This window comes from Streptomyces sp. NPDC020996 (assembly GCF_040641355.1).
Classification (GTDB): domain Bacteria; phylum Actinomycetota; class Actinomycetes; order Streptomycetales; family Streptomycetaceae; genus Streptomyces.
This window is the reverse complement of record NZ_JBFADM010000066.1, coordinates 21436-46057: the sequence shown is the minus strand read 5'-3', so window position 1 is coordinate 46057 and position 24622 is coordinate 21436. Positions and strand designations below refer to the sequence as shown.

Annotated in this window: 20 protein-coding genes; 7 read left to right on the top strand and 13 right to left on the bottom strand. The window is 74.2% G+C overall.

The annotated features are described in order from the left end of the window. Positions 1-33 precede the first annotated feature (33 nt). The 3 genes from AB0G63_RS32610 to AB0G63_RS32600 are packed head-to-tail and all read left to right on the top strand — an operon-like array spanning position 34 to position 6889. A complete protein-coding gene (locus tag AB0G63_RS32610) occupies positions 34-1203 on the top strand; it encodes an AAA family ATPase (protein ID WP_360757727.1) in 1170 nt (389 codons plus the stop codon). After that, positions 1200-4994 (top strand): DUF5682 family protein, encoded by a 3795-nt coding sequence (locus AB0G63_RS32605; protein WP_360757724.1) that lies wholly within the window; start codon positions 1200-1202, stop codon positions 4992-4994. Before AB0G63_RS32610 ends, AB0G63_RS32605 begins: the two co-directional genes overlap by 4 nt. Continuing rightward, positions 4991-6889: a hypothetical protein gene (locus tag AB0G63_RS32600; protein ID WP_360757721.1), complete on the top strand. Its 1899-nt coding sequence runs from the start codon at positions 4991-4993 to the stop codon at positions 6887-6889. The genes AB0G63_RS32605 and AB0G63_RS32600 overlap by 4 nt, the downstream gene beginning before the upstream one ends. A 126-nt stretch (positions 6890-7015) precedes the next feature. On the opposite strand, the gene AB0G63_RS32595 is transcribed toward AB0G63_RS32600, so the two are convergent. From AB0G63_RS32595 to AB0G63_RS32555, 9 genes are all read right to left on the bottom strand, one after another. Beyond that, a complete protein-coding gene (locus AB0G63_RS32595; protein WP_360757718.1) occupies positions 7016-9205 on the bottom strand; it encodes an ATP-binding SpoIIE family protein phosphatase in 2190 nt (729 codons plus the stop codon). 189 nt (positions 9206-9394) lie between these two features. Next, positions 9395-10321 (bottom strand): NAD(P)-dependent oxidoreductase, encoded by a 927-nt coding sequence (locus AB0G63_RS32590; protein WP_360757716.1) that lies wholly within the window; start codon positions 10319-10321, stop codon positions 9395-9397. Then, on the bottom strand, positions 10318-11496 hold the full coding sequence (locus AB0G63_RS32585; protein WP_360757714.1) for a cytochrome P450: 1179 nt from the start codon (positions 11494-11496) through the stop codon (positions 10318-10320). Before AB0G63_RS32585 ends, AB0G63_RS32590 begins: the two co-directional genes overlap by 4 nt. Further along, the gene (locus AB0G63_RS32580) at positions 11493-12266 is read right to left on the bottom strand and encodes a glycosyltransferase family 2 protein (RefSeq protein ID WP_360757711.1); all 774 of its coding nucleotides are present in this window, start codon (positions 12264-12266) and stop codon (positions 11493-11495) included. The genes AB0G63_RS32585 and AB0G63_RS32580 overlap by 4 nt, the downstream gene beginning before the upstream one ends. After that, positions 12263-13756 (bottom strand): class I adenylate-forming enzyme family protein, encoded by a 1494-nt coding sequence (locus AB0G63_RS32575; RefSeq protein WP_360757709.1) that lies wholly within the window; start codon positions 13754-13756, stop codon positions 12263-12265. The genes AB0G63_RS32580 and AB0G63_RS32575 overlap by 4 nt, the downstream gene beginning before the upstream one ends. Continuing rightward, on the bottom strand, positions 13756-14496 hold the full coding sequence (locus AB0G63_RS32570; RefSeq protein ID WP_360757706.1) for a glycosyltransferase family A protein: 741 nt from the start codon (positions 14494-14496) through the stop codon (positions 13756-13758). Before AB0G63_RS32570 ends, AB0G63_RS32575 begins: the two co-directional genes overlap by 1 nt. Beyond that, positions 14493-15521 carry a ketoacyl-ACP synthase III gene (locus AB0G63_RS32565; RefSeq protein WP_360757703.1) on the bottom strand — a complete coding sequence of 343 codons (1029 nt, stop codon included), beginning with the start codon at positions 15519-15521 and terminating at the stop codon, positions 14493-14495. Before AB0G63_RS32565 ends, AB0G63_RS32570 begins: the two co-directional genes overlap by 4 nt. Positions 15522-15813: 292 nt before the next feature. Beyond that, the gene (locus AB0G63_RS32560; protein ID WP_360757701.1) at positions 15814-16392 is read right to left on the bottom strand and encodes a YceI family protein; all 579 of its coding nucleotides are present in this window, start codon (positions 16390-16392) and stop codon (positions 15814-15816) included. Then, positions 16389-16742 (bottom strand): rhodanese-like domain-containing protein, encoded by a 354-nt coding sequence (locus AB0G63_RS32555; protein ID WP_360757699.1) that lies wholly within the window; start codon positions 16740-16742, stop codon positions 16389-16391. The genes AB0G63_RS32560 and AB0G63_RS32555 overlap by 4 nt, the downstream gene beginning before the upstream one ends. A gap of 127 nt (positions 16743-16869) precedes the next feature. On the opposite strand from AB0G63_RS32555, the gene AB0G63_RS32550 reads away from it, so the two are divergent. Then, on the top strand, positions 16870-17325 hold the full coding sequence (locus AB0G63_RS32550) for a MarR family winged helix-turn-helix transcriptional regulator (protein ID WP_360757696.1): 456 nt from the start codon (positions 16870-16872) through the stop codon (positions 17323-17325). A 321-nt stretch (positions 17326-17646) separates the two neighbouring features. Here AB0G63_RS32550 and AB0G63_RS32545 read toward each other — a convergent pair whose 3' ends face one another. Together AB0G63_RS32545 and AB0G63_RS32540 are read right to left on the bottom strand one after the other, a co-directional pair. Continuing rightward, the gene (locus AB0G63_RS32545) at positions 17647-18483 is read right to left on the bottom strand and encodes a hypothetical protein (protein WP_360757693.1); all 837 of its coding nucleotides are present in this window, start codon (positions 18481-18483) and stop codon (positions 17647-17649) included. Between the two features lie 157 nt (positions 18484-18640). Further along, positions 18641-19852: a cytochrome P450 gene (locus tag AB0G63_RS32540; RefSeq protein ID WP_360757690.1), complete on the bottom strand. Its 1212-nt coding sequence runs from the start codon at positions 19850-19852 to the stop codon at positions 18641-18643. A gap of 289 nt (positions 19853-20141) precedes the next feature. Between AB0G63_RS32540 and AB0G63_RS32535 the strand changes: the two genes are divergently transcribed. From AB0G63_RS32535 to AB0G63_RS32525, 3 genes are all read left to right on the top strand, one after another. Beyond that, positions 20142-21185 (top strand): zinc-binding dehydrogenase, encoded by a 1044-nt coding sequence (locus AB0G63_RS32535; protein ID WP_360757687.1) that lies wholly within the window; start codon positions 20142-20144, stop codon positions 21183-21185. A 36-nt stretch (positions 21186-21221) separates the two neighbouring features. Next, a complete protein-coding gene (locus AB0G63_RS32530; RefSeq protein WP_360757685.1) occupies positions 21222-21734 on the top strand; it encodes a hypothetical protein in 513 nt (170 codons plus the stop codon). A 534-nt stretch (positions 21735-22268) separates the two neighbouring features. Continuing rightward, positions 22269-23009, top strand: a complete 741-nt coding sequence (locus AB0G63_RS32525) for a lysophospholipid acyltransferase family protein (protein ID WP_360757683.1) — start codon at positions 22269-22271, stop codon at positions 23007-23009. On the opposite strand, the gene AB0G63_RS32520 is transcribed toward AB0G63_RS32525, so the two are convergent. Then, positions 22945-23775, bottom strand: a complete 831-nt coding sequence (locus AB0G63_RS32520; RefSeq protein ID WP_360757737.1) for a transposase — start codon at positions 23773-23775, stop codon at positions 22945-22947. The two genes, AB0G63_RS32525 and AB0G63_RS32520, sit on opposite strands and share 65 nt — an antisense overlap. 192 nt (positions 23776-23967) lie before the next feature. Continuing rightward, entirely contained in the window at positions 23968-24606 is a 639-nt protein-coding gene (locus AB0G63_RS32515) for an RICIN domain-containing protein (RefSeq protein ID WP_360757681.1), read from the bottom strand. Positions 24607-24622: the final 16 nt, after the last annotated feature.

Genomic DNA, 24622 nt, shown 5'->3' with positions numbered 1-24622 from the left:
GCAGCACTTGCACGGTGATGTTCCGCTGCCGGGATGCTGCCAACAGATGGCGCAGTTGACACAAGTGAGTTTCGGTTCCTCCGACCTCGTTACGCCGAGGAACGCCACGCCACCGAACTCGCCTTCCTCGCCGCCCATGACGAGGGCCCCCGCCCGCCCGGCTGGCGGCTCACCCCCCGCTCCGTGGTCACGTTCGTCTGCGGCAGCGCCGACCAGCCCCTCACCCTGCCCAAGCCCCACGCCACCCTGCCCGACAAGCTGGTCATCACCCCCAAGTTCATCGGGGAACGGGCCCTGGTCGAGCGGTGCGTCGTCACCCTCGCCGGCGAGCGCGGCCTGCTCCTCGTCGGCGAACCCGGCACCGCCAAGTCGATGCTCTCCGAACTGCTGTCCGCCGCCGTCAGCGGCACCAGCGCGCTGACCGTGCAGGGTACCGCCGGCACCACCGAGGACGCCCTGCGCTACGGCTGGAACTACGCCCTGCTCCTCGCCCAGGGCCCGACCCCGCAGGCCCTGGTCGACTCGCCGGTGCTGGCGGCGATGCGCGCGGGCCGGGTCGCGCGCATCGAGGAGATCACCCGCTGTCTGCCAGAGGTCCAGGACGCCCTGGTGTCGATCCTGTCCGACCGCCGGATGAGCGTCCCCGAGCTGTCCGGCACGGACGACGCCCAGGTCGCCGCCGCCCCCGGGTTCACCGTCATCGCCACCGCCAACCTGCGCGACCGGGGTGTGTCGGAGATGTCCGCCGCGCTCAAGCGCCGCTTCAACTTCGAGACCGTGCACCCCATCGGGGACGTGGAGGCCGAGACGGCGCTCGTCCGGCGGCAGGCCACCGCCGCCGTCGAACGGGCCGGTGCGGCATTCGGCGTCGACGACGCGGTCCTCGACGTCCTGGTCACCGCCTTCCGCGACCTGCGGTCAGGCCGGTCCGCGGAGGGCTGGGACGTGGAGCGGCCCGGCACGGTGATGTCCACCGCCGAAGCCGTGCAGGTCGCCGTCTCGCTCGGCGTGGCCACCGCCTACCTGCCCGGCGGCGACGCCCTCGACCTGGTCCCCGGCCACCTCCTCGGCGTGGTCCGCAAGGACGACCCGGCCGACCACGCGCGGCTGCTGGGCTACTGGGACGGCCCGGTGCGCCGCCGCGCCGAGGACGGGTCCGCGCTGTGGCGCCGCCTGTGGGACCTGCGGGAGAACCTGCGGTGACGACTGCCCTGGAACCGAGGGCGGCCGTCGCCGTCCTCGCCGATCACACCGAGCCGTACCTGCTCGGCGTCCGCCACCACAGCCCGGCGCTGGCCGCCGCGGTGCCCGCCCTGCTGGACGCCTGCCGCGCCGAGGTCGTGTGCGTGGAACTGCCCGCCGAGTTCCAGCCGTGGCTGGCGCACCTGGCCGCCCCGGGGACCGTCGCGCCGGTCGCGCTGGCCGGGACCGGCGCGGGCGGGCGGCTCGGGTTCTACCCGTTCGCCGACTTCTCGCCCGAACTCGCCGCCGTGCGCTGGGCCCGGGAGCGCGGCGCCGACGTCGTCTGCTGCGACCTGCCGATGTCCGACCCGCGCTGGCACACCGAGGCCGCCCTGCCGGCGGGCGACACCCGCACCGCGGTCACCGCGGCGGAGACCGGACCCGGATCCGGAGCCACCCCCTTCGCGGACGCCCTCGCCGCCGCCGGCACCGGCCGCGACGGCGACGACCTGTGGGACCGCTGCGTGGAGGTCCTCGCCCCCGGCTGTACGCCGGAGGCGATCCGCCGGGCCGCCCTCGGAGTCGGCTGGGCACTGCGCCGCGACGCGGAGTCGGCCGGCGGCGTCCCCGAGGCCGACCTGGCCCGGGAGGCCCATATGCGCGAGACCATCGCCCGCGCGGGGGAGGGCGGACGCCGGGTCGCGGCCGTCGTGGGCGCCTTCCACGCCCCGGCGCTGACCGCCACGGACAACGCCGGGCCGGCCGCCGCGGACACTGCGGGACTGACGGCTACGGACGTCGCCGGGCCGGCCGCCCCGGACACCACAGGGCCGGCTGTCACGGACATCGCCGGGCCGCCAGCCGCGGAGACTGCGGGGCCGACCGCCGCGGACGTCCCCGCGTCGACGGCCCCGGACACCGCCGGGCCGACGGCCGCGGGTGTCCCCGCGTCGACCGCTCCGCAGGCCCCGGCGCCGGACACCCCCCGTCGGAGCACCACCGGCCGGCCGGCTGCCGTCGGCGAAGGGCCGGCCGTCGTCACCTCCCTCGTCCCGTACGCCTTCGACCTGCTGGACTCCCGCTCCGGATACCCGGCCGGAATCCGCGACCCGCGCTGGCAGCAGGCGGTGTTCACCGCCGCCGGCGACCCCGAGGAACTGCGCCGGGCCGCAGCGCGCGCCATCACCGACGTGTGCCGGGAACTGCGTGCTGCCGGGCACACCGCGGGCACCGGCGAGGCCGCGGAGACCCTGCGGGTCGCCTGCGACCTGGCCGCGCTGCGCGGCCTCGCCGCCCCCGGACGCAGCGAGATCCTCGAAGCACTCACCGCCGTCATGGGCCAGGGGGAACCCCTCGGCCGCGGCCGGGCCCTCGCACGGGCCCTGGAGACCGTCCTGGTCGGCACCGACCGCGGCCGGACCGCGCCGGGCACCCCCCGCTCCGGCCTCGGCCCCTCCGTGGAGGCGGAACTCGCCGCCCTCCGGCTGCCCCACCCCGACGACCCCGCCCCCCGCGAGATACGCCTCGACCCGCTCCGCTCCGCCCTCGACGGCCGCCGCGAGATCCTGCTCCAGCGCCTCGCCGTGTGCGCGGCCGGATACGGCGAGCCCGTGCGCGTGACAGGCACCGGCGACGGCACCGCCCTCACCACCCGCTGGCGGCTGTCCTGGTCCCCGTCCGTCCCGGTACGGCTGGACCTGGCCGGCACCCGGGGGGTGACCGCGGCCCTGGCCGCCGAAGGCACCCTGCGCGAGACGTTCCGCAAGGAGGCGGCGGACGGGGGGCCCACCTCCGCCCTGGTCCTCGCCGGCCTGGAGGCGGCCGCCCGGTGCGACCTGCCCGCCCTGCTCGCCGAGCGCCTGACGGACGCCGCCGAGGTGCTTCCCACCACGGCCACCCTCCCCGAACTGCTCACCGCGCTCGACCTGATGGAGGCACTGCGGCGCGAGCACCTCCCCGGCACCACCCCACAGGCCCGCCGAACCGCCGCCCACCTGGCCACGGAGCTGCTGGAGGCGGCCGTAAGGGCGCTGCCCGGACTCGCGGGCAGCGACGATCCGCAGGACGCGGCCGCCCTCGTGGCACTGTCCGCGCGGGCCGGCGAACACCGCCTGGGGCTGCGCATGGACGACGCCCTGCGAACCCTCGCCCGCGAAGGTTCGCCCCTCATGCAGGGCGCCGCCCTGGCCTCCCGCACCCTGCTCGACCTGGACCCCGTCGCCGACCTCGGCGCACGCGCCGCCGGATGGACCGACGCGGCCTCCACCCCCGACGGACGCCGTGCGCTGGCCCGCCGCCTCACCGGGCTGCTGAGCGGCGCCGCACCGCTGCTCCAGTCGGCGCCCGCCGCTCTCGACCCGCTCCTCGAACGCATCGACACGCTGTCCGACCAGGAATTCCTGGACCGGCTCCCGGCCCTGCGCGGCGGCTTCGACACCCTCACGCCCGCCGGTCGCGACCGGCTGCTGCACACGGTGACCGAACGCCTCGGCCACCGCGTCGACCTGTCACTGAACGCCCCGCCCGACCTGCTCGCGCTGTGGACGGCCGCGGACACCGCGGGCCGCACCGCGCTCACCGCACTGGGCCTCCCGCTCAGCACGGAGCAGCCGGCCCACCCCGCCACCCAGGAGACGCACCCGGAACACCCCGCACCCCGGCCCGGGCCCGCGCCGCAGGCCGCCCGCGACCTCCCGCCCACCGACCGCTGGCGTCTCCTGCTCGGCCGGGAGACCGACAGACTGCCGCAGCACGCCCGCCGGTACGCCCACGCCCTGGACGAGCTGTACGGCGCGGGCCGCGGCGAAGGCTCCGCGGACCTCGGCCGGGGCGACGGCCAGGGCCAGGGCGGCGGCCAGGAGGCGTCCTTCCCCACCGCCAGGGAATGGGCCGAGGAACTGGAGGCGCTGTTCGGGACGGAGGTCCGCGAGGAGGTCCTGGCCCGCGCCGCCGACCAGGGCCGTACCGACGTGCTCGCGGAGCTGGACCCGGACGCGGTCCGCCCCTCGATCGACCTGCTGACCTCCGTGCTGTCCCTCGCCGGCGGACTGCCCGAACACCACCTCGCCCGGCTGCGCCCGCTGGTGCGCCGCCTGGTGGAGGAACTGGCCAGGGAACTGGCCACCCGGATGCGGCCCGCGCTGACCGGACTGGCCACCCCGCGTCCCACCCGCCGCCCCGGCGGCCGCCTCGACCTGCCGCGCACCCTGCGCGCCAACCTGGCCCACACCCGCCGTACCGCCGACGGCCGTACGCTGGTCGTCCCGCAGCAACCCGTGTTCTCCACCCGCTCCCGCACGGAGGCGGACTGGCGCCTGATCCTGGTCGTCGACGTGTCCGCGTCGATGGAGGCGTCCGTCGTGTGGTCGGCGCTGACCGCGGCGGTCCTGGGCGGCGTACCCACCCTGTCGACGCACTTCCTGGCGTTCTCCACAACGGTGATCGACTTCACCGACCGGGTCGACGACCCGCTGTCGCTGCTGCTGGAGGTCCGAGTCGGCGGCGGCACCCACATCGCCGCCGGACTGGCCCACGCCCGGACGCTCGTGACCGTCCCCAGCCGGACCCTGGTGGTCGTGGTGAGCGACTTCGAGGAGGGCGCCCCGCTGGGCGGACTCCTGGGCGAGGTACGGTCCCTGGCCGGCTCCGGGGTACATCTGCTGGGCTGCGCCGCCCTGGACGACACCGGCACGCCCCGCTACTCGGTGCCCGTCGCCCGGCAACTCGTCGCGGCCGGGATGCCCGTGGCCGCCCTCAGTCCCCAAGCCCTCGCCCGCTGGGTGGGCGACCGTCTGCGCGGAGAGAACCGATGAATCCCGAACTGCCCCCGGCGGCGCCCGACGTCGTGGCGGCCGCCGTGGAGGTCCTGACCGCCCGGCTGCGCAAGAGGCTGGACGCCGCCGTGGAGACGTACACCACCGCGCCGGTCGTCGACGACGGAACCGCGCGCAGGGTCCGCTGCGGCGAGGACGCCGAGGTCGTTCTCGTGCCCGGCCCGTCGGGCGCGGTCACGGAGGCGGCGCAGGTGACGTGCACCTGCCTGCTGGCGCCGCGTTGTCTGCATCGCGCGGCCGTACTCGGCGCATGCCCGGTGGCGGACACCACGGCCCCGGCCGAACCGGCCGAAGCGACGGCGGACACCGCACCGGAACCCGCAGACCCGGCGGCGGCGGTCCAGGCCCCCGGACCCGCAGGTCCGGCGGCCGACGCCGCACCCGGACCCGCCGGCCCGGGGGCGGCCCCGGCACCCGCGCGCACGGCTCCCACCGCCGCCCAGGTGGCCGCCGCACGCGGGCTCTGGTCGGCGGCCGCGGCCGTCCTCACCGGCGGGGTGCCGGCGACGGGCGCGGTGCCGCAGGCGGAGCTGCTGCGTGCCGCGCACACCGCGCGACTCGCCGGCCTGCACCGTGCCGAGGCGGCGGCCCTGCGGGTGGTGCGCCAGGTGCGCGGCGCCCGCGCCCGCCACGACGGCCACCGCCTGGCGGACCTGGTCGCGGGCCTGCGCGAGGTGCTCCTCATCGCGCACCGGCTGACGGCACAGGACCCCGACCCCGCCCTGATCGGCATCGCCCGCCGCGCTTACCGGCCGGGCGGCGGCCTCCGCGTCCACGGCGTGTGCCGCGAACCGGTCGTCACCGCCACCGGCTACGGCGGTGTCGTCACCCATCTGGTCGGGGACGACGGGCAGTGGTTCTCCGTGTCCGACGTCAAGCCCGGCGGAGTCGCCCGGGCCCGGGGCGCCGGCACCGCCACTGTCGCCCTCGGCTCGCACACCCTGGACCACGCGGGTCTCGCCCGCGGCGGTCTGCTGGTCTCCGGGGCGACGCTCTCCCCGGACGGCCGCCTGGGAGCAGGCAAGGGAGTACGCGCGACTCCGCTGACGGGACGGCCCTGGACGGACGGGCCCTTGGCCGCCCTGTTCGCCCGCCCCCTGGACGAGGCGGTCGCCGAGCGCCTGAGCGCACCGGCCGACGCCGACCCGGAGCAGGAGGGCACGACGAACCGTGCACTGATCGGCTGCGACCTGGTCCTGACCGGAGCCGCGGGCGACCAGATCTTCGCGCGGGAACTGCGCCCTCGCGGTGTGGACGGCCTGCTGGTCCGGCTCACACCGGCCAACAGCCACCCCGGCCTGGCCCACACGGCGAACTTCCGCCGCCTCGCGTCCCGCCCCGGACTGCGTCTGCGCGTCATCGGCCGGCTGGACCCCGACCGCGCCGCCACCCTCCGCCCGCTCGCCGTCGCGCCCGTGCCCGGCATCGAGGCGACCCTCCGGCTGCCCGCCGACTGGGGCGGCCACGCCGACCTCGGCTACGACCGTCTGGAGGTGGCCCACTTCCCACCCGCCGAAACCCTCGACCGGCCCCACGGATCCACCGACGTCCCCCCGGACCCCCTGGCCGAAGCCCCCCTGTGGCGGCTGCGCCGGCTGGTGGAGATCGCCGTCTCGGGAGGCCGCAGGACCGTCGCCGAAGCGCCGGGCGACGGCGTCACGGCACGGCTGCGCCGCAGCGGTTTCGCGACGGCCGCTGATCTCACCGCGCAGCTGACCGGCGAGGCCGCCCGCCGCACCCGCGACGCGTTCGGCCGCCTGGAGGACACCGACCCGGACGCATACGCCCGCGCATGGCTGGCGGCGGCCGTCTACCTGACCGGCACGGAACGGGCGTTGGTCCAGGCCACCTGGCACCTGGCGTCCACCGCCTGACCGCCCCCGGGCCCACGGATGAGCGGGCCGCGAGCCGAGCGAGTGCCCTGGCAACCCTGTGGGTCCGGCTCGCCACGGCGCCGGTGCGGCCCGGGACGCAGGCGCCGCGCGTTCGTCAGGTTCGTCTCAGTGGACGCGCGGGATGTTCAGTTCTGCCCAGACGGCCTTGCCGGTGGCGGTCCACCGTACTCCCCAGCGTGTGGTGAGTTTGTGGACCACCAGCAGGCCGCGTCCCTGGTCGTCGAGTACGTCGCTGCGGCGCAGGCGCGGCCGGCTGTTGCCGGTGTCGCCGACCTCGCACGTCAGGCGCCTCCCCGCTCTCACCAGTCGCAGGGTGACGGGTCCGGTACCGAAGAGGACGGCGTTGGTGACCAGTTCGCTGATCACCAGACCGGCGTCGTCCCGGGTCCGGTCGCCGGTGCGCCATCGCCGCAGGAGGGAAGAGGCCAGGGTGCGGGCGCGAGCGGGTGTGTCGTCGCGCGCGGGCAGCCGCCAGGTCGCGGTGTCCCGGCTGTGGCGGCCGGTCATCCGGGCGAGCAGCAGGGTCACGTCGTCGCGCAGGCGCCCCTGCGGGGCCAGACCGGCGACCACGCGGCGTGCCGCCTGCTGCAGATCGTCCCAGGGATGCACCTCACGCACCACGTCTTTGAGGCGGCTGATGCCGTCGTCGATGGAGGCCACCGGGTCCTCGACCAGACCGTCGGTGTAGAGGGCGAGAAGCGAGCCGGGCGGCGCGGTGAACTCGTGCACGTCGAACGGCTCCCGCACCGCGAACTCGGCTCCCAGGCCCGGGTGAGGCTGCGCCGTGATGGTTGCGGCGGAGCCGTCGGGACGGACCAGGACGGGCGGCAGGTGTCCAGCGTTGGACATCACCACCCGATGGTCGACCGGATCGTAGACCGCGATGCAGCACGTCGAGCCCAGCGCGCTGTAGCCGGCCGCCAGGCCCGCGTCCGTGTCGTCCAGGAGCGTGACCGTCTCGTCGAGACGCTCCAGCACCTCCCCGGGGCCCAGCCCCGCCGACAACAGCGCGCGGGCCTCCATGCTCAGCTGGCCCATGGCCGCCGCGGCCCCCAGACCATGCCCTATGACGTCGCCGACCACCAGGGCGGTACGGTCACCGGGCAGCGGAAAGCTGTTCACCCAGTCACCGCCGACACCCGCGCTGTCGGGGGTGGTGGGCTGGTACACGGTGGCGACCTCGATGGTGTCGCTGCTGGTCCGCGGCAGCAGTCGGCGCTGCAACGCCAGGACCTGTGCGTGCTCACGCTGGTGCTGGCGGGCCAGGTCCACGTGACGGGCGGTCTTGGCCACGAGTTCCTGCAGGTCGAGCAGTTCGCTGTCGCGGAAGGGGCGCTCCTGCCGCCGCCAGACTTCCGTCACGCCCAGCACGATGGGCCCTGGTGTGCCTTCCGGTCCTTCGACGACCAACGGTATGCATGCCACGTTCGCCGGCAGGTCGCCGGGCACCAGAGCGCGTACCAGCCGCGGATCGCCGAGGGCCCGCGCGATCGCCTCACGGTCGGTGAGGACGATGGCCTGCGGTACGTCGTCGCGCATGACCGCGCCGACCAGCAGACGGCTCGCTTCGCGGGGCAGGTTGTCCCCGCACGTCACGTATCCCTCGGGCCAGGCCCGGTCCGGCGCCAGGGCCGCCCGGCGCAGCCGGATGCGCTCGTGCGCCTGCTCGGTGACGGCCTCCCCCGTCCACACGGCGAAGTCGAAGTCGACGGCGGCCACGTCTCCCCAGGCCAGCAGGGACTGGGCCAGGGACTGGGCGGTCTCGCCGATGTCCAGTGACGTCCCGATCGCGGCCGCGGCCGCGTACAGGTGGAGCCGCTTGGCCATGGCGATCAGGGAGACCGTCAGGCCTCCCTGCGGCGCTGCGGCCGGCAGGATGCTCATCGAGACCACCAGCTCCGTCCCGTCGTCGCGCCGCAAGCGCTGGACCCGGGCGACGTGCGCCTCCTGCGTCTCGATGACGTTCCGCAGCCGCTGCGTGACCGTCGCCACGTCCTCCGGTGGCAGCAGTTCGGCGAAAGCGGCCCCCGCCGCGACGCTCACCCCGGCGAAAGCGGCGGCGCTCAGATTGAAGCTGGTGATCCTGAGTTTCGTGTTGAGATTGACCACCCCGAGGATCTGTTCCTGACCTCCGGCCTCCGCGCTGTCACCTGCGGGCCGACGGGCACTGGGGTCGCTCTGGGGAGCGGCAGGACCCGATGCCTCGGTGGTTCCGGCCCGGCGGATGTAATCCGACAGGGCACCGCTGACCATGTCGAACGGCGGCCGGGACGACGAGGAAGGGGTGGGGTCCATGCAGGCTCACTCAGCTCGCTGCCTCCGGCCTGCGCCGGAGAGACATTCCCGAGTCCGTGCGATCGGGCCCCGAGATCCCCCACCGCACATCTCCTGAATAGCACAATCGCCGTCTTCACCGTAGGGGCGGAAGCAAGTGACGCAACACGAGCACCGCCTGCGGCGTCCATGTCACCGGTGTGCAGTGCCTCAGCCGTTCGCCCCCGCCCTCGGTGCGAATCGCGTCGTGTAGTGGGTGAGGGTGTGGTGGGGGGTCCAGCCCTGGGCCCGGGCTCTGGTGGTGTCCAGGGTGAGGGAGCCGGTCAGCTGGTGCACGGCGTAGGGGGTGAGGAGCGGCTGCGTGTGCGGGCGTAGCCGGGCGAGTGCGTGGGCGGCGTGCGCCGCGGCGCGGGCGGCCGCCACCGGGACGTGGCGGATTCGCGCGTTCGTGCCGTGGGCGTGCAGGACGTCGCGGACGGCTTCGTCGCGGTCGTAGGGTGCCGGGTCGGCGATGTTGTAGGGGCCCGGCGGCCAGTCGGCCGCGGCCAGGCATGCTTCGGTGAGGTTCTCCACGGCGGTCAGGCTGAGCGGGACGCTGGGCCCGGGCAGCAGGAGCACTCCACGGCGGACGCGGGACAGCAGCCGGGGTACGAGGTGCGGGTCGCCGGTGCCGTAGACGGCGCGTGGGCGCAGCACGACGGCGCCCGCGGCGAGCGCCAGCGTCTCGCCGGCCGCTTTGGTGCGGCCGTAGGCGTTGAGGTGGTCCCGTACGGGATGGTCTTCGGTGAGGGCGGTGCGATCGGGGTCGGGCGCGTAGACGCTGGCGCTGCTGACCCATACCACCGGCCGGCCGGCGGCGGCCTGCAGCAGCCGGGCCGTGCCGTCGACGTTGACGGCGTGCATCGCGGCCTCGGCGGCGGAGCCGGGTGGTGGGTCGCCGACCGCCGCGGCGCAGTGCACCACGATGTCGGCGCCGGACAGGTCGGGCACTTCGCGGGCGGCGTCCCAGGGGATGTGCCGGCCGGCCGGACCGGGGCGGCGCCCCACGCACAGTACGTCGGCGCCCCGGGCGGCCGCCGTGGCGGCGACGTGGGAGCCGCAGAAGCCGCTTGCTCCGGTGACGGCGATCGTGGTCATCGGTCCTGCCCCGGAGGGAGGGCGGCGCGGACGGTGAGGGAGCGCCAGCCGGGCAGGGCCGAGGTGCGGTCGGCGCGGGCGCGCACCACGTTGGGCCGGTGAGGGGCGAGCGCGGCGAGGAGGTCGTCGAGCTGGGCGCGGGCCAGGCGGGCGCCCGGGCAGGCGTGAGGGCCGGCGCCGAAGACGAGGTGTGCCACGGCGGGTGGTGCGGGGCTGAGGGCGTCCGGCGGAGCCGAGTGGGCCCGGGCCGCGTGCCGGGCCACGAGAATCAGCCGGTCGCCGGCCCGGACCGGGCACCCGCCGAGGTCGGCGTCGGCTGCCGCCACGCGCGGCAGCAGCGGGGAGGGTGCGAGCACGCGGAGCAGTTCCTGCACCAGCGCCGGCCGCAGCCGGTCGTCGGCGGCCTGCTCCCACAGTGCCGCGTCGGCGCACCAGGCCGCGGCGCGGGGGAGAGCGGCCACGGTGGTGGTGACGGCGGCGACCGCGAGCATCGCCCGAAGGCCCGTCTCCTCGGCTTCGCCGGGTGTGAGCGGGTGCTGTGGCCGGTGACGGCCCGGTGTCCCGCTCCGGCCGGGCGCGAGCAGGCTGTGCAGTTGTGCCGCGGGCTCGGCTGCTGCGTGTGCCGTGCCGGGCCGTCGCGGCCCGGGGAGGTGGTCGCGTACGGCGGCGGCCGCGGTGCGGACGGCGGCGTCGGCGATGTGCTGCGGGTTCGCGTGGGCCCCGAGCAGCGCGCGGACGGTGGCTCCGGCTAGCTCGTGTGCCACCGGGACGAGGTCGACGGTGCGGCCGGCGGCGAGCGGGGCCAGCCGGCGTTCCAGTACCTCCTGCCACACCGGCCGCAGCCGTTCCACGCCGGCCGCGCCGAGACGGTCCGCGACGGCGCGGCGGGTGTCGCGGTGGCCGGTGCCGTCCTGGTCGAACAGGACGGTGCCGGCGGACAGTTGCCGTGCCGCGCCTGCCGTGGTGCCGGCGGCGGTGCGGTCCAGCGGTATGCGGGTGAGGGCGTGGCGGTACGGGTCGCTGCCGTGTATCAGCAGTGTTCCGCCGATCCGGGTCACCGGCCGGCGGCGGGTGGCGGCGAGCAGGGCGAACAGGAGGGGGTGGGAACGGGTGTAGACGCGCCGGTCGCGGCGGCGTGCCGCCCGGACGGCGGCCGGACGGGGCGGCGGGGTCATCGGACGTGCACCTTTCTTTCGTCGGCGGGGCGGTAGCGGCGGTCCCAGCACCACAGCAGCGTCCGGCGGGCGCCCCAAGCCCGCAGACGGCGCAGGCTGGAGTGGACCACCATCCGCTCGGCCCGCGCGATGCGGTCGCTGTGCTCGCGCGCCCGGTTGAGCAGGACGACGTCCTCGGGCGGCCCGGCCAGCGGGACGCGGGGCGCGCCTCCGCAGCGCAGGTAGAGGGCGGCCGTGACGGCGATGTTGTGCCCGTGGCACAGCACGTACGGGGCGCGGTAGCGCGGGTGGCGGTGTTCCCGCCGCCAACGGCCGTACAGTGCGGTCGCCCGGATCACCGCCGGCAGCAGGTACCGCTCGGCGGGCGAGGGCCGCTCGTCGGCGCGGGGGACGCTGCGGCCGCAGGCCAGTTCCGTGCCGCGCCCGAGTTCCGCGCGTACCTCGCTGATCCAGTCGGCGGCGGGCAGGCAGTCGGCGTCGGTCCGGGCGAGCAGCTCGGCGCCGCGTTCGATGGCGTAGCGGAATCCGGTGTCGGCGGCTGCCCCGGTGCCCGGTTCGTCCTCGCGGACCAGGTGCACGGGGAACGGCGCGCGGGCGGCGAAGCGGCGTACGACGTCCGCGGTGGTGTCCGTGGAGGCGTTGTCGACGACGACCAGGCTGAAGCGGGTGTCGGTCTGGGCGGCGAGCGCGGCCAGGGTGGCGCCGATCCCGGCCTCCTCGTTGAACGCCGGCACCACCACCCAAAGGGGCGCGTCGTCCCGGGCGTTCATCCGCGGCCGCCGGCGGTGGGACGGGCGGCGCCGAGGCGGGCGGCGGCCAGGCGTGAGGCGGCGGCGCGGTCCGGCTTGCGGGAGCGTCCGGACAGCGGGATGTCGGCCAGCAGGACCGCGTCCGGGCGTGCGGACCCCATCCGCCGCAGCGGCCCGGCCAGCGCGGCCCGCAGCGCGGCCGGGTCGGTGCCCGGGACCGGCTGTACGACGGCGACCAGGCGTTCGTCGCCGTCGGCGGCCGGCACTCCCACCAGCAGTGCGGACTCCACCCCGGGTATGTGCAAGGAGGGCTCGTACAGGCCGGGGTAGATGTTCTCGGCACGCCTGAGCACCATGTCCTTGCAGCGGCCCTCGAGCACGATCCGGCCGCCGTCCAGGTGCGCCCGGTCCCCGGTGGCGATCCAGGGGTCCGGGTCCTCGCCCAGGTAGCGGTGGCGGGCGGCGGGCCCGGACAGCAGCAGCTGGCCGGTGGCGTCCGTCCTGGCGGTCACTCCGGGCAGCGGGGCGCCCACCAGGTCGCCCTGCCCGGTGAAGGCGGCCTTGTCGGCCTGTTCCACGGCGGCGGCGGGGAACAGCTCGGTCAGCGCGTACACCCCCCATGCCTCGTCTGCGCCCGCCTGCTTGACGCGGGTGAGCAGGCCGGCGCTGACCGGCGCCGACCCGGTCCACACCCGTCCCGTGAAGCGGGCCCGCCGGGCGAGCAGGCGGCGCAGCTGCGGCGGTGTCAGGTAGGTGAGCTGGGGGTCCAGCCCGGCCAGCTGCCGCGCCAGCAGACGTGGCGGGCGGGCGGGCAGTGCGACCGCCGCGCCGGCGGCGAGGGAGGGGACGAGGACGAAGAACGTGCCGCCCAGGACGGGCCGGCCGGCCTCGGGCCGGGCCAGCGCGGCGACCGCGGTCATGCCGGCGGCGAGTGACGAGCGGGTGTGCACCACCGCGCGCGGCCGGGAGGTGGTGCCGGAGGTGAAGACGATGACCGCGTCGCCGTCCTCGTCCACCGGGCGCGGCAGGGCTGCCGGTACGGCGTCGCCGTCCAGAACGGGTGCGCAGCCGGGCAGCCGCGGCCCGACGGTGGCCACCGGGCCCAGGTCCTCGAGATCGGGCAGAGCCAGACGCGCGTGGTGGGCGAGCCGTCGGCCCCATCCGGCCACGGCCTGGGCGGCGGCGTCGGCGAGGACGGCATCGGGCCGGGCGAGGGCGAGCCGGGCCCGCAGCACGTCCGGTCCGGCACCGGGGTCGAGGACCGCGGCCCGTGCGCCGAGCCGGTGCACGGCGAGCATCACGGCCAGGGCGCGGGCGCCGGGCCGTACGGCGACGCCGACGGTGCTGCCCCGGGTGATGCCGCGCCGGTGCAGAGCGGCGGCGTACCGGTCGGTGAGGTCGGCCAGGTCTGCGCAGGTGGCCTTGACGCGTACGGCGCCGGTGCGGGCGGCGCCGAGGACAGCGGGCCGGTCGGGGGCGGCGCGCAGAGCGTGATGGAGTGCGTCGAGCATCAGCGGGGGTCCTCCGTGTGACGGCCCGGCCCTCTGTCGAGGTACCAGCGGGCGGTGCCGAGCAGACCGTAGGCGCGCAGCCGCCGGGTGGAGTTCTCCACGACCATGTCGCGGGCGTGGACCACGGCGGTGGTGTGGCGGCGGACCCGGTTCAGGAACAGGCGGTCGGTGGGGGAGGGGCGGCGCGGCATGCCGCCGACGGCTTCGTACAGGCCGGCCGTGACGGCCATGTTGTTGCCCGCGTGCATCCGGTAGGGGGTGAGGTAGCCGTGCCGGCGCCGGTGCGCGGGGCGGATGCGGCCGAAGAACGCGGCGATGCGGACCAGCGTGCGGAAGGCGGCGCGCCCGAGGGGTCCGTGCTCGTCGCGGCGCGCGTCGATGCGCCCGCACACCAGGCCCGCGCCCCGTCCCAGGGCTTCGCGGGCCGCGGCCGTCCAGCCGGGGCGCGGCAGGCAGTCCGCGTCGGTGCGGGCCAGCATCGTGGCGCCGTTGCCGATGGCGTAGCGGAAGCCGGTGTCCACCGCGCAGCCGGTGCCCTTCTCCGGCTCGCTGAGGACGTGGACGGGGAAGGGTGCCCACCGGGCGAAGTCGTGGACGACCGCCGCGGTGCCGTCGCTGGAGGCGTTGTCCACGACGACGAGGGTGAAGTCACGGTCGTGCTGCGCGGCGAGCGCGTGCAGTGTGGCGCCGATACGCGTGGCCTCCTGGTGCGCGGGGACGACCACCCACAGGGCGCTCACGACTTCTCCCAGACCATCGTCATCATGCTCACGCCGCCGCCCAGGCCCACGAACAGCACCCGGTCGCCGGAGCGCAGCCGTTCGTGGACCAGGTCCAGCTGCACGCCCAGGGTGGCGCTGGCCATGTTGCCGAGCCGGGGGAGGGTGACGACGAGCCGCTCGCGCGGGACACCGGTGAGTTCCACGAACCGTTCCAGGTAGGGCATGGTGACCTGGTGCACCAGGATGTGACGGAAGTCGTCCCAGTCCAGGCCGGTGCGCTCCTTCATGCGGTCCAGCACGGCGGTTCCGGCCTTCTCGAACACCGTGCGCAGACCGGCCCCGTCGCCGGTGAAGTACGTGTGCTCCGCACTGCGGGGGTGACGGGAGCCGCCGCCGAAGATGCCGCCCACGTCCCAGTGCTCGGAGTGCGTCTCGGTGCCCACGTCGACTATGCCGCCCCGGTCCACCGCCTCGACCACGACCGCGGCCCCGGCATCCCCGAAGGTGTAGCCCGCGAAGCCGTTCCGGAACTGGTCCAGGCCGCGGGGGTCGTACCGGACGGCCCGGCTCGGTGTCTCCCCGGTCACGACGAGAGCCCGGCGGGCGCGTCCGGCCAGGATCATCGACCGGGCGGTGTCGATGCCGTTGACGAAGCTGTTGCACGCGTTCGTCACGTCCAGCGCGTGCGCGGCCGAGCCCAGCTCGGCCTGGACGACATGGGCGGTCGCCGGTTCCGCCATGTCCCGGGTGGCGGAGGCGAACACCAGCAGGTCCACGTCGTAGGGCGCGAGTCCGGCCCGGCTGAGCGCCCTGCGGGCCGCCCGCACCGCGAGCGTCGAGGCGTACTCGTCCTGTGCCGCGGTCCGGCGTGAGGTGATGCCGGTGACGCGTTCGAGCATCCGGTCCGGCAACCGGAGGCCGGACTCTTCGGTGATCCGCTGCTGCAGGTCCTGGGACGTCACCTCGTGCCCGGGCAGGCAGGAGGCGACGGCTGTGATGCCCGCCCGGAGGCCGGGACCGCGAACCAAATGGTCTTCGTGCATGTGACGGAGGTTAGGAGCCGGACACGACGGCGCGCCTGAGCACGCGTACTCATCCGGCTTAGGTGATCGACCGGCGTGGAGGTGGGATCCTCGGCGGTGAGACGGGTACAGTCGCCGGGCGCCGTCAGGGCGGCCGGTGCCCGCGGGGACGCACACGCCGCCGCCCGTGGAACGCCCTTCGTCCGCCTCCCGGCCCGGATGCCTCCCGGCCCGTCCGCCTCCCGGGCTGGACGCCGCCAGTGCCGGACGTCTCCCGGGCCCGGACGGGTGCCGGGCCCGGGGCGTCGAGGGTTCAGACCTGCTGGATCGCCTCGATCTCCAGTGACAGTTCGATCTCCTTGGAGACGAGGATGCCGCCGGTCTCGAGGGCCATGTTCCAGGTCAGTCCCCAGTCTTCCCGGTTGACCCGGCCTGCGGCGGAGAAGACCGTGCGGTCGCCGCCCCACGGGTCGCGGACGTAGCCCAGGTAGTCGACATCGAGCGTGACGGGGTGGGTCACACCCTTGATCGTCAGGTCTCCGACGAGCTTTCCGGTCGTGCCGTCCCAGGTCACCGAGGTGGACTGGAAGGTGGCCCGCGGGTGGTTCTCCACGTCGAAGAGGTCGCCGGAGCGCAGGTGGTCGTCGCGCGTCCGGTCACCGCTGTCGACACTGGCCATGTCGATCACCGCGGTCACCGTGGTGTCCTCGGGCCGATCGCCGATGTGGACGGTGGCGTCCACCGAGGTGAAGCGCCCACGCACCTTCGTCAGCATCAGGTGGCGTCCCATGAAGCCGACCTCGGCATGGCCCGGGTCGACCTTCCAGATGCCCGGCGCCGGCAGTTCCACACCGCCGACCGAGCGAGTCGGCGTGATCGTGTTCTCGGTCATCGGTCGTCTCCGCTTCCCTGTGCCTGCTTCGCGGACTCGGTCGGCAGTCCGGCGCCGATCCAGTCCTCCTTGCCGTCCTTGTAGGTGTAGACCTGCTGGTAGCCGAGCTGGGTCAGCCGACCGGCGGCCTGGCCGGAGTTCGGGCAGGTGGGACCGGTGCAGTAGACGATCACTTCGGACTGCTTGTCGGGCACCAGCTCCGGAGCGAGGGTGTCCACCCGGTCGAGCGGCAGGCAGTGGGCGCCCGGCAGATGGGCGTCCTCCCAGTACTGCTCCGGCAGGGCCTCAAGGACCGTCGCGCCGGCGTCGATCTTCTGCTTGACCTCGTCGCGGGTCAGGTTCTGCACCATGTGGTACCTCCGATGAGACACGGGCCGTGTGGGAACGCACGCGACCACACCAGCCGGGATTTCCGTGCGTGCGCACACACTTTAACGTTTGTGTGCGCACGCACGCAACCCTGAATACAATGGCCTGATGGCTGACCGCGACTACGGACTAGAGGCATGGCGGGCGATGTTGCTCGCCCACAAGGCCGCACTGCAGGCGATCGAGAGCGACGTCCAGCGCGACGGTCGTGTCCCGCTCACGTGGTACGACGTACTGCTCGAACTCAAGGCGGCCGGCGCGGAGGGCCTGCGCATGCGGGAGGTCGCAGACCGCGTCGTACTGAGTCGCACCCGAGTGAGCCGTCTGGTGGACGACATGGTGCGCGCAGGGCTGGTGCACAAGACGCCCGATCCGTATGACGGCCGGGTGTCCTGGGCGGCGATCACCGAGGAGGGCGCTGCCATGCTGCGCGCCACCGCTCCGGTGTATCTGCGCAGCATCCACCGCCGCTTTTCGGTATACCTCAGCGACGAGGACGCCCAAGTCGTCGCCGAGGCCCTGCGGAAGGTGGCGGAGCAGGACCACGGCGTGGACGGCAACTGACCGGAAGCGGCCTGCGGCCTGCCGGCCGTGCGCCGGCGGGGCACCGTGCCGGCTATGCCGCTCCCACGGTGCCGCTCCCACGGTGCCGCTCCCGTCGTCGCGGCGGCGGTCTGTGACGCCGCGACGCGGGCCGGCCGGTGGCAACGCGGGCCTGCGGACCTGGCCCCGCCCTGCCGTGTCCCTCGGGCGTTCGGCGGCGGGTGCGGCGACGGCCGCGGGCCTCGGGCCGCACCCGCCCACGGCCGTCGCGCTCCGCCCGGGGCTTCGTCCATGCCTGTACCTCCGCCGGACCTGGGCACAGGCTTCTCAGGTTCCTGTGTCCTACCCGGGGGTGAGCCGCCAATATCCGTAGGGGTTGAAGAGGAATGATTCTGAGGAGTAACGCTCACATTCCAGTCGATGCATGACCCATCGGGGTGCATCCGGAGAGATCCGGAACCCTTCACCGTTCCGGATGCCCTGTTCGGGCTGGTCGGTGAGCAGGTAGTACGCCGCGATATGCAGGGTGGTCACCCACTCACGCTGCAGTTCTGGCTCTTCCAGGTGCTGACGGCCAGGCGCTATTTCCACGTCGGCTTCGCCGAGCAGATGCATGCCGCAGCTGTACAGCACGCCATCGCGCTCGCTCCGGAGAGCCGGTACCACCCACGCCCGGCTCAGCGCGGTCGCCAGGTCATACGCATCCCCAGCAGCCGCAGCCATGTCCGCCAGGGCAAGCCACCGCTCACGCCCGCAGGTCACTCCACTGGACTCGTTCCTCACCGCGGTGGCACCGCAGTTCAGCAGTGCGGCCGTCACAGCCAGCGCCCGCTCGGAGACATCGAGGGCGGTGGACTGCGAGATACGCGGTGAGAGCACGTAAGCGACAGAGTCGTGGGCATCCACCGCAGCCCAGTCGTCGTCGGTGAACTCGTCATCGAGGACGGACCGGCGGGCGTCCAGCGCGGCGCCGAACGCCGCGCGCATGCGAGGATCCGGCCGCTTCCGCAACTCCGCGAGCGTGAACTCCCCCCCACCAGCCTCCTCGATTGCCGCGCTGAGTGCGCCGGCATCCAAGCCCACCCCGACCGCGCACAGCACATGCCTCGGCCTCACACCCGACGCCGGAACCACGAATCGGGAGCCGTACATGACTGTCCCTTGCCACACATTGCTCATCCGGCTCATGATTCCTGGTCAGCGGCACACTGTGACCAGTAATGATTACTCCGAAGGGTCGGATCCGAGATGCGTCCGCCCAGCGGTTACCGCGATCGTTCGCTGCTCTACAAGCCGGCCGGTTCGCAGGCGTCGGCGGGTGTGCCATCGCGCGAGCTCAAGGGCGCGGCTCCTTCCACCGCACCGGCAGCTGGCGGGGGCCCCGGATGAGCATGCCGTGGCGCCAGGTCAGGGCGGCCGGGTGGGCGTCGAGTGCGAGGTCGGGGCAGCGCTCCAGCAGGGCGCGGATCGCGACCCGCGCCTCCATGCGGGCGAGCGGCGCGCCGAGGCAGTAGTGGATGCCGTGACCGAAGGCGACGTGACCGCCCGCGGCCCGCCGGATGTCGAAGCGGTCGGGGTCGGGGAAGCGTGCCGGGTCGTGATTGGAGTCCGCCAGGGCGACGAGGACCAGCTCACCACCGCCGGGGATGACGGTACCGCCGATCTCGACCGGCTCCGTGGTGAACCTGAACGTCGGCGTCTCCACCGGCCCGTCGTAGCGCAGCATCTCCTCCACCGCGTTGTCGATGAGCGTCATGTCCTCGCGCAGTGCGGTGAGTTGGTCGGGATGGGTCAGCAGGGCCAAGACGCCGTTGGAGATCAGATTGACCGTGGTCTCATGCCCCGCGACCAGCAGCAGCCAGGCGGTACCGCGCAGTTCGTCCGCGGACAGCCGGTCACCGTCCTCATCGGTGGTGCGGATCAGAGCGCTCATCAGATCCTCGCCCGGGGCCAGGCGCTTGCGCTCCAGTAAGTCGACGAGGTAAGCGGACGTCTCACCCGTCGCCGCCGACCGCGCCTCCGGGTCGGGGTCGGTGAGGATCGTGCTGGTCCAGGCCCGGAAAGCGGCCCGGTCCAGCATCGGCACCCCCAGCAGCTCGCAGATCACCGAGATCGGCAGCGGGAACGAGAGCGCCTCGACGAGATCGGCCCGCCCTTCCGGAAGCGCCACCATCGTGTCGAGCAATTCGTCGGTGATCTGCTGCACACGCGGCGCGAGCTGCTCGACCCGGCGCGGTGTGAACTCGCGGACGACGAGCCTGCGCAGCCGCTCGTGGTCCGGCGGATCGGAGTTGAGCATGTGCGGCCCCGCGGAGGGACTGGGGATCGGAAAGGAGGGCGAGGCGTTCTTCCACTGCTTGGACAACCGCGGGTCCACGAGCGCCGCCCGGCCGGCCTCGTACCCGACAACGAGCCAGGCCTCCGTACCCTCTGGAATCCGCACCTTGTGCACGGGGCCGCGTTCCCGCAGCGCCGCATAGACCGGATAGGGATCGCGGACGAAGTCCTCGCCCAGCGCGACCAGATCGATCACCTCGGCTGCTGACATCGCCCGCCCCCGTCGCCCGCCCCCGTACCCGCCCGGTCCGCACCTCGCCCGACGCTAGCAGTGAGCGGTTGCCTCGGCGAAGGACGCATTCAGCCGAACCGGGCTGCACAGAACCGGCGCCTCGGGGCGTGTGGGCGAGGAGGGCGGGTGGGCACAGCCGAGGGCCCGGAGAGAGGGACGGCGGGACGAGGGGCCCGGATCCGCTGCCGGGCTGGGTCCGCCAGAAGCGTAGATGTCGGTCATTTGGTCACACGGTGATCGTGTCAACGCGTTCACCGGAGGTGAGCTGATGACGACGCCGACCATGCGTGCGGCGCGCTTCTTTCGGGCCGACCGCCAGTTGCGGGTGGCGCAGGTGCCGGTGCCGCAGCCGGGACCGTCCGACGCGCTGGCCCGCGTCGGCGCCTGCGGGATCTGCTTGTCGGACGTGCATATGATCGACGACACCCTCGACTGCCCGCTGGAAGAGGTCACCCCGGGCCACGAGCCGGCGGGCACCATCGCCCGGGTGGGCGCCGACGTCCCCTACTGGCAGCCGGGCCGGCGGGTGGTCGTCGCGCCGGGCAGGGCCTGCGGTTCCTGCCGCCACTGCGGTGACGTACAGGGCTGCCTCACCCCGCAGACGATGGGGCAGAACTGGGACGGCGCCTGGGCGCAGTACGTCATCACACCGTTCCAGACCCTGGTGGAGGTGCCCGACGGGGTGCCCGTCGAGCAGGCGGCGATCTGCGCCGACGCGGTCGCCACACCGTTCTCGGGAATCGTCGAACGCGGTGGGCTGCGCCCGGGGGAGCGGGCCGGCGTATGGGGTGTCGGCGGCCTCGGCGTGCACGCGGTCCAGGTCGCCCTCCTGGCCGGGGCGAGCCTCGTCGTCGCCGTCGACCCCCTCGACTCCGCCCGCCGGCGGGCGCTGGAGGCCGGAGCCGACCACGCCTTCGACCCGACGACGACCGACGTCCACGAGCAGGTGCGGCGGCTCACCGACGGCGAGGGGCTGGACCTGACGGCCGAACTCTCCGGCGCCGGCAGCGCCCTCGCACAGGCAGTCTCCTGTCTCGGCCGGTACGGACGGGCCGTCGTGATCGGCATGTCGCCGCAATCGGTCCACCTCGCCGAGAACACCATCCTCTTCGCCCACCACAACCACTCCGTCCTCGGCCACGACGGCTACACCCGCCGCCACCTCACCCAGCTCATGCGCCTGCTGGCGGCCGGCCGCCTCGACCTGTCCCGCTCGGTCTCCGAGGTGCTGCCCCTGGAGAAAATCGCCCGGGGTGTGGAGCGGCTGCGGACGAAAGAGGGCGACCCGGTGCGCCTCGTGGTCAGGCTGTAGCCGGGAGCGGACCCGGCCGTGCAACGGAGGACTCGTATGCCGGTGACCTCCTACCTGCGCAGGCAGGCGACGACCGCCGCGCTCATCAACGTAGTGGTCAACGCGCTGATCACCTGGCTCGGCCATCGCCGCACGGACTTCGTCCCGCTCGCCGGGAGCAACGGCATCACCACCGACGTCTTCGTGACCTCGGTCCTGCTGTCGTTGCTGGTGGCGCTGTTCATCACGAAAGGAGTACGACACGAGCTCACCGCCGGACGCCTGGTGGCGGCGGACGAACCCCCCAGGTCGGGGCGCCTGCTTGCGCGGCTGCCCGCTCGGTGGTGGGCGCTCGGCCTGCTGATCGGGGTGGCGGCGGGCGTCGTCGCCGCCGTCGTGCTGCGGCTGCTCGGTGCGCTGGGGCTGTCCGGCCTCGGCCTGTGGGCCTTCGTGGCCTTCATGGCCGCATACACCGGTCTGCTCGGATACGCCGTGACCCGTTGGGTGATCCTCCGGCAACTGGCGGAGCACCGGACGGGCCGGCAGGACACGGGCGGCCCGGGCGGCTGACCGCGCGCCGACGGCAGCCGTCGGCTCCACGGCTCCACGGCTCGATGGCCCCCGGCCCCCGCCTTCCGTGCCGTGCCCGCAGCCGGCCGGGAACCCCCGCTGCAAGGCGGCCGCCGTCTCCCGGTCCACGGCCCGGACCAGACTGGGAAGGGACGCGTCTTGCGGACCGCCCGCCGCAGGACGTCGGCTGCCCGGCACCGTGCCGGCGTGACTCCCCGGCGACTGCGTCACGAAGCACGGACGAGCCCGCACCGGCGAGGAGTCCGGGCCGGACGGTGCCACCTCGCGCGAACGGACGGCGGGCATTCGTGAGACGGAGTCTGCGCGACACGGTGAGACCGGTGGCGGAGCCGCAGTGGCCCGAAGACGAGGCGCGGCGCGGGCATCGGCACGGACGTCGGCCCGGGGCCGTCGGCTGCGACAGGTCCGAGCTGAGCACCAGCAGGCGGGGAAGATGAGTACGACAACTCAGGCCGACGGGCGCCCCGCCGCCGACGATGAAGACCAACATCGTCGAGATCTGGAGACCGCTCCGTGCTCAGCCGCATCGCCGACACCTTGGTGCCCGCCTTCGGCCGCCTGTCGGTGACCACCGACCCCGGCGCCGACCTGGCACCGGGCAGCATCATCGCCGTCAACCACACCTCGCTCGCCGACCCCGCCGTCGTGATCGCGGCCCTGCACCGCCTGGGCATCGAACCGGTCATCATGGCCACCGCCGGCCTGTGGCGCTTGCCCGTACTCGGCCGCTCCCTCACCCGCGAGGGACACATCCCTGTGCACCGCGGCGACCGACGGGCCCCGGCCGCGCTCGACCTGGCCGCCCGCGCGCTCGAGCAGGGCCGGTACCTGCTCATCTACGCCGAGGGCGGCCTGCCCCGCCGCAGGGACGTCGCGGAAGCGGCCCCGGGTGACTTCCGCACCGGCCTGGCCCGCCTCTGCGAGCGCACCGGTGCCCCTGTCGTGCCCGTCGGCCAGGCGGGTGCCCGCCGCATCACGTCGGGCAGCGTGATCAAGCAGATCGCCGGTCTCGCCACAGCCCCGCTGCGCCGGCCCGCACTGCATGTCCATATCGGCGCTCCGATCGTTCTGACCGGCGACAGCACCGTACGCACGGCGCGAGCCCGCGCGGCGGTGACCAGCGCGTGGCGTACGGCGGCCGCGCACCTCGCTGAGCCTGCCGCGCTCGCCGCGCAGCCCAGCTCGCTGGCTAGCGCACGGAATCGAGGTGGGGGTGAGGTACGTCCAGTCGACGAAGGGGAGGCTGTGGCTTGATCTTTGACCTGTGCGGCGGGGCCGTGGGGTGATCGGCTTCTTCGTTCGTTGTTTCGCGGGGTCTGCTGTTCGGGGCGCGTACGTCGTGGCGTGGGGCGGGCCGGGTGTCCTTGCGTCCTGGCGGCAGTCCGGGGCCGGGGTTGGAGGGTTTCGGCGCCCGGGCTGGACAGGCGACGGTGGGTCGGATGTGCTGGGGGCGCAGGTGGTGGCTTGGCCGCAGAGCCGGGTGTCGGGTGTGTCTGGGCACCCCGGGTGGCCGGCTGCCCGAAACGAAATCGCCGCCGTGGCGAGACGGACGGCCCGGGGTGTGCGGCTGCCGGGGTAGGACGGCTCCGCGCAGGATGCGGCCCGAGCGCATCCGGGACAGCACCTGCACCGGCAGGCCGTCCGGCAGAGAGGCCAGGCGAGGTGCGTCCTGTCCGGCGGCCCCGACGACGAGGGCGTCCAGGTCACCCGGCTGCCACTCACCTGTACTGATCAGTTGCTGGACCAGCTCGCGCAGTTGCCGGGCGGTGACGGTGGCGGTGCCGTTCCCGCGGTTCAGACGCGGGGCGTCCAGCAGGGGGCGCGGACCACGAGCCGCGGCTCGGTCCGAGGGCTCAGACGATTGAGCATGGCCGGCTGGGGCGGGGATGTGCCGGTTCTGCCCCGGCCGTAGGTGTGGCACAGAGTCCGCTGCGGTGAGGTGTGGGCGTCCCGGTCGCAGCCGGCAGGTGACGTCGACGGCCGGCACCAGCCGCCCGTCGGCCGCGCGCGCCGGCGGCACCGCGGCCGGTGCCCGCCGTATCCGGCCACTTCGGTCGGGCTGACGCTCACGGCCGAGCACCGGCGTGGGCACGGGGCGACGTACGGCGCGGTCGGTCACGGCCTGCTGGAGCGTGCCGCCCGCGACGGCTGCGCCCGGTTCACCCGGGGCTGGGCGCAGGGTTGGATCTGTCCCCTGCGCCCAGCCTGCGCATCAGTAGAAGCGCTGGTTCCTCCCGTTGCTGCAGGACCAGGTCTGAAGGACGGTGCCGTCCGTGGAGCCGAAGTCCTTCACGTCCAGGCAGTAGCCCTGGCCGTTGGCCAGGCTCCTGAACTCATAGGCGGTCTTCGAGCCTTCCGGCGTGGAGTACGAACCCTTGTTCGTGATCCACCACAGCTGGCTGTACTTGGACAGGCTGCAGTCCTGCTGCTTGACCAGGGTGCCGTAGCCGGTGGCGCCCGAGTCCAGGCACTTGCCCGTGTAGTAGTTGCGGACCCCGTAGAAGGTGCCGCCAGAGCTCCCGTTCTGGACCGGCGCCAGACACCAGTACTGGCTCTGACCGTTGTACCAGCTCCACATGTGAGCCTGCGTACCGGCAGTGGTCCACGGACCCTGGATGTCCATGACCATGCGCTTGCCCGCACGAGTGCTGGCGTCCACGCCGGCGTAGAAGTACGGTCCGCGACTGTACGAGCCGCCGCAGCCCACCGCGGCGGCGGCGACGGGCGCACTCGAACCCGACTGAGCCGCGGCAGGCGCCGCGACGGCCGACGCGCCGGCGGCGGCCGTCAGCCCGCTGGACAGCAAAGCACCGGCCGCCAGGAACCTGACGGCACGTGACCGGGTACTCATACTCCCCCTACCTCCT

Excerpts from the sequence above, each read along its gene's own strand:
- AB0G63_RS32550 (WP_360757696.1), top strand. The coding sequence starts at position 16,870 with ATGGCTGACCGCGACTACGGACTAGAGGCATGGCGGGCGATGTTGCTC.
- AB0G63_RS32565 (WP_360757703.1), bottom strand. The coding sequence starts at position 15,521 with ATGCACGAAGACCATTTGGTTCGCGGTCCCGGCCTCCGGGCGGGCATC.
- AB0G63_RS32585 (WP_360757714.1), bottom strand. The coding sequence starts at position 11,496 with ATGACCCCGCCGCCCCGTCCGGCCGCCGTCCGGGCGGCACGCCGCCGC.
- AB0G63_RS32580 (WP_360757711.1), bottom strand. The coding sequence starts at position 12,266 with ATGAACGCCCGGGACGACGCGCCCCTTTGGGTGGTGGTGCCGGCGTTC.
- AB0G63_RS32575 (WP_360757709.1), bottom strand. The coding sequence starts at position 13,756 with ATGCTCGACGCACTCCATCACGCTCTGCGCGCCGCCCCCGACCGGCCC.
- AB0G63_RS32515 (WP_360757681.1), bottom strand. The coding sequence starts at position 24,606 with ATGAGTACCCGGTCACGTGCCGTCAGGTTCCTGGCGGCCGGTGCTTTG.
- AB0G63_RS32535 (WP_360757687.1), top strand. The coding sequence starts at position 20,142 with ATGACGACGCCGACCATGCGTGCGGCGCGCTTCTTTCGGGCCGACCGC.
- AB0G63_RS32590 (WP_360757716.1), bottom strand. The coding sequence starts at position 10,321 with ATGACCACGATCGCCGTCACCGGAGCAAGCGGCTTCTGCGGCTCCCAC.
- AB0G63_RS32530 (WP_360757685.1), top strand. The coding sequence starts at position 21,222 with ATGCCGGTGACCTCCTACCTGCGCAGGCAGGCGACGACCGCCGCGCTC.
- AB0G63_RS32610 (WP_360757727.1), top strand. The coding sequence starts at position 34 with ATGCTGCCAACAGATGGCGCAGTTGACACAAGTGAGTTTCGGTTCCTC.
- AB0G63_RS32555 (WP_360757699.1), bottom strand. The coding sequence starts at position 16,742 with ATGGTGCAGAACCTGACCCGCGACGAGGTCAAGCAGAAGATCGACGCC.
- AB0G63_RS32540 (WP_360757690.1), bottom strand. The coding sequence starts at position 19,852 with ATGTCAGCAGCCGAGGTGATCGATCTGGTCGCGCTGGGCGAGGACTTC.
- AB0G63_RS32560 (WP_360757701.1), bottom strand. The coding sequence starts at position 16,392 with ATGACCGAGAACACGATCACGCCGACTCGCTCGGTCGGCGGTGTGGAA.
- AB0G63_RS32595 (WP_360757718.1), bottom strand. The coding sequence starts at position 9,205 with ATGGACCCCACCCCTTCCTCGTCGTCCCGGCCGCCGTTCGACATGGTC.
- AB0G63_RS32600 (WP_360757721.1), top strand. The coding sequence starts at position 4,991 with ATGAATCCCGAACTGCCCCCGGCGGCGCCCGACGTCGTGGCGGCCGCC.
- AB0G63_RS32545 (WP_360757693.1), bottom strand. The coding sequence starts at position 18,483 with ATGAGCAATGTGTGGCAAGGGACAGTCATGTACGGCTCCCGATTCGTG.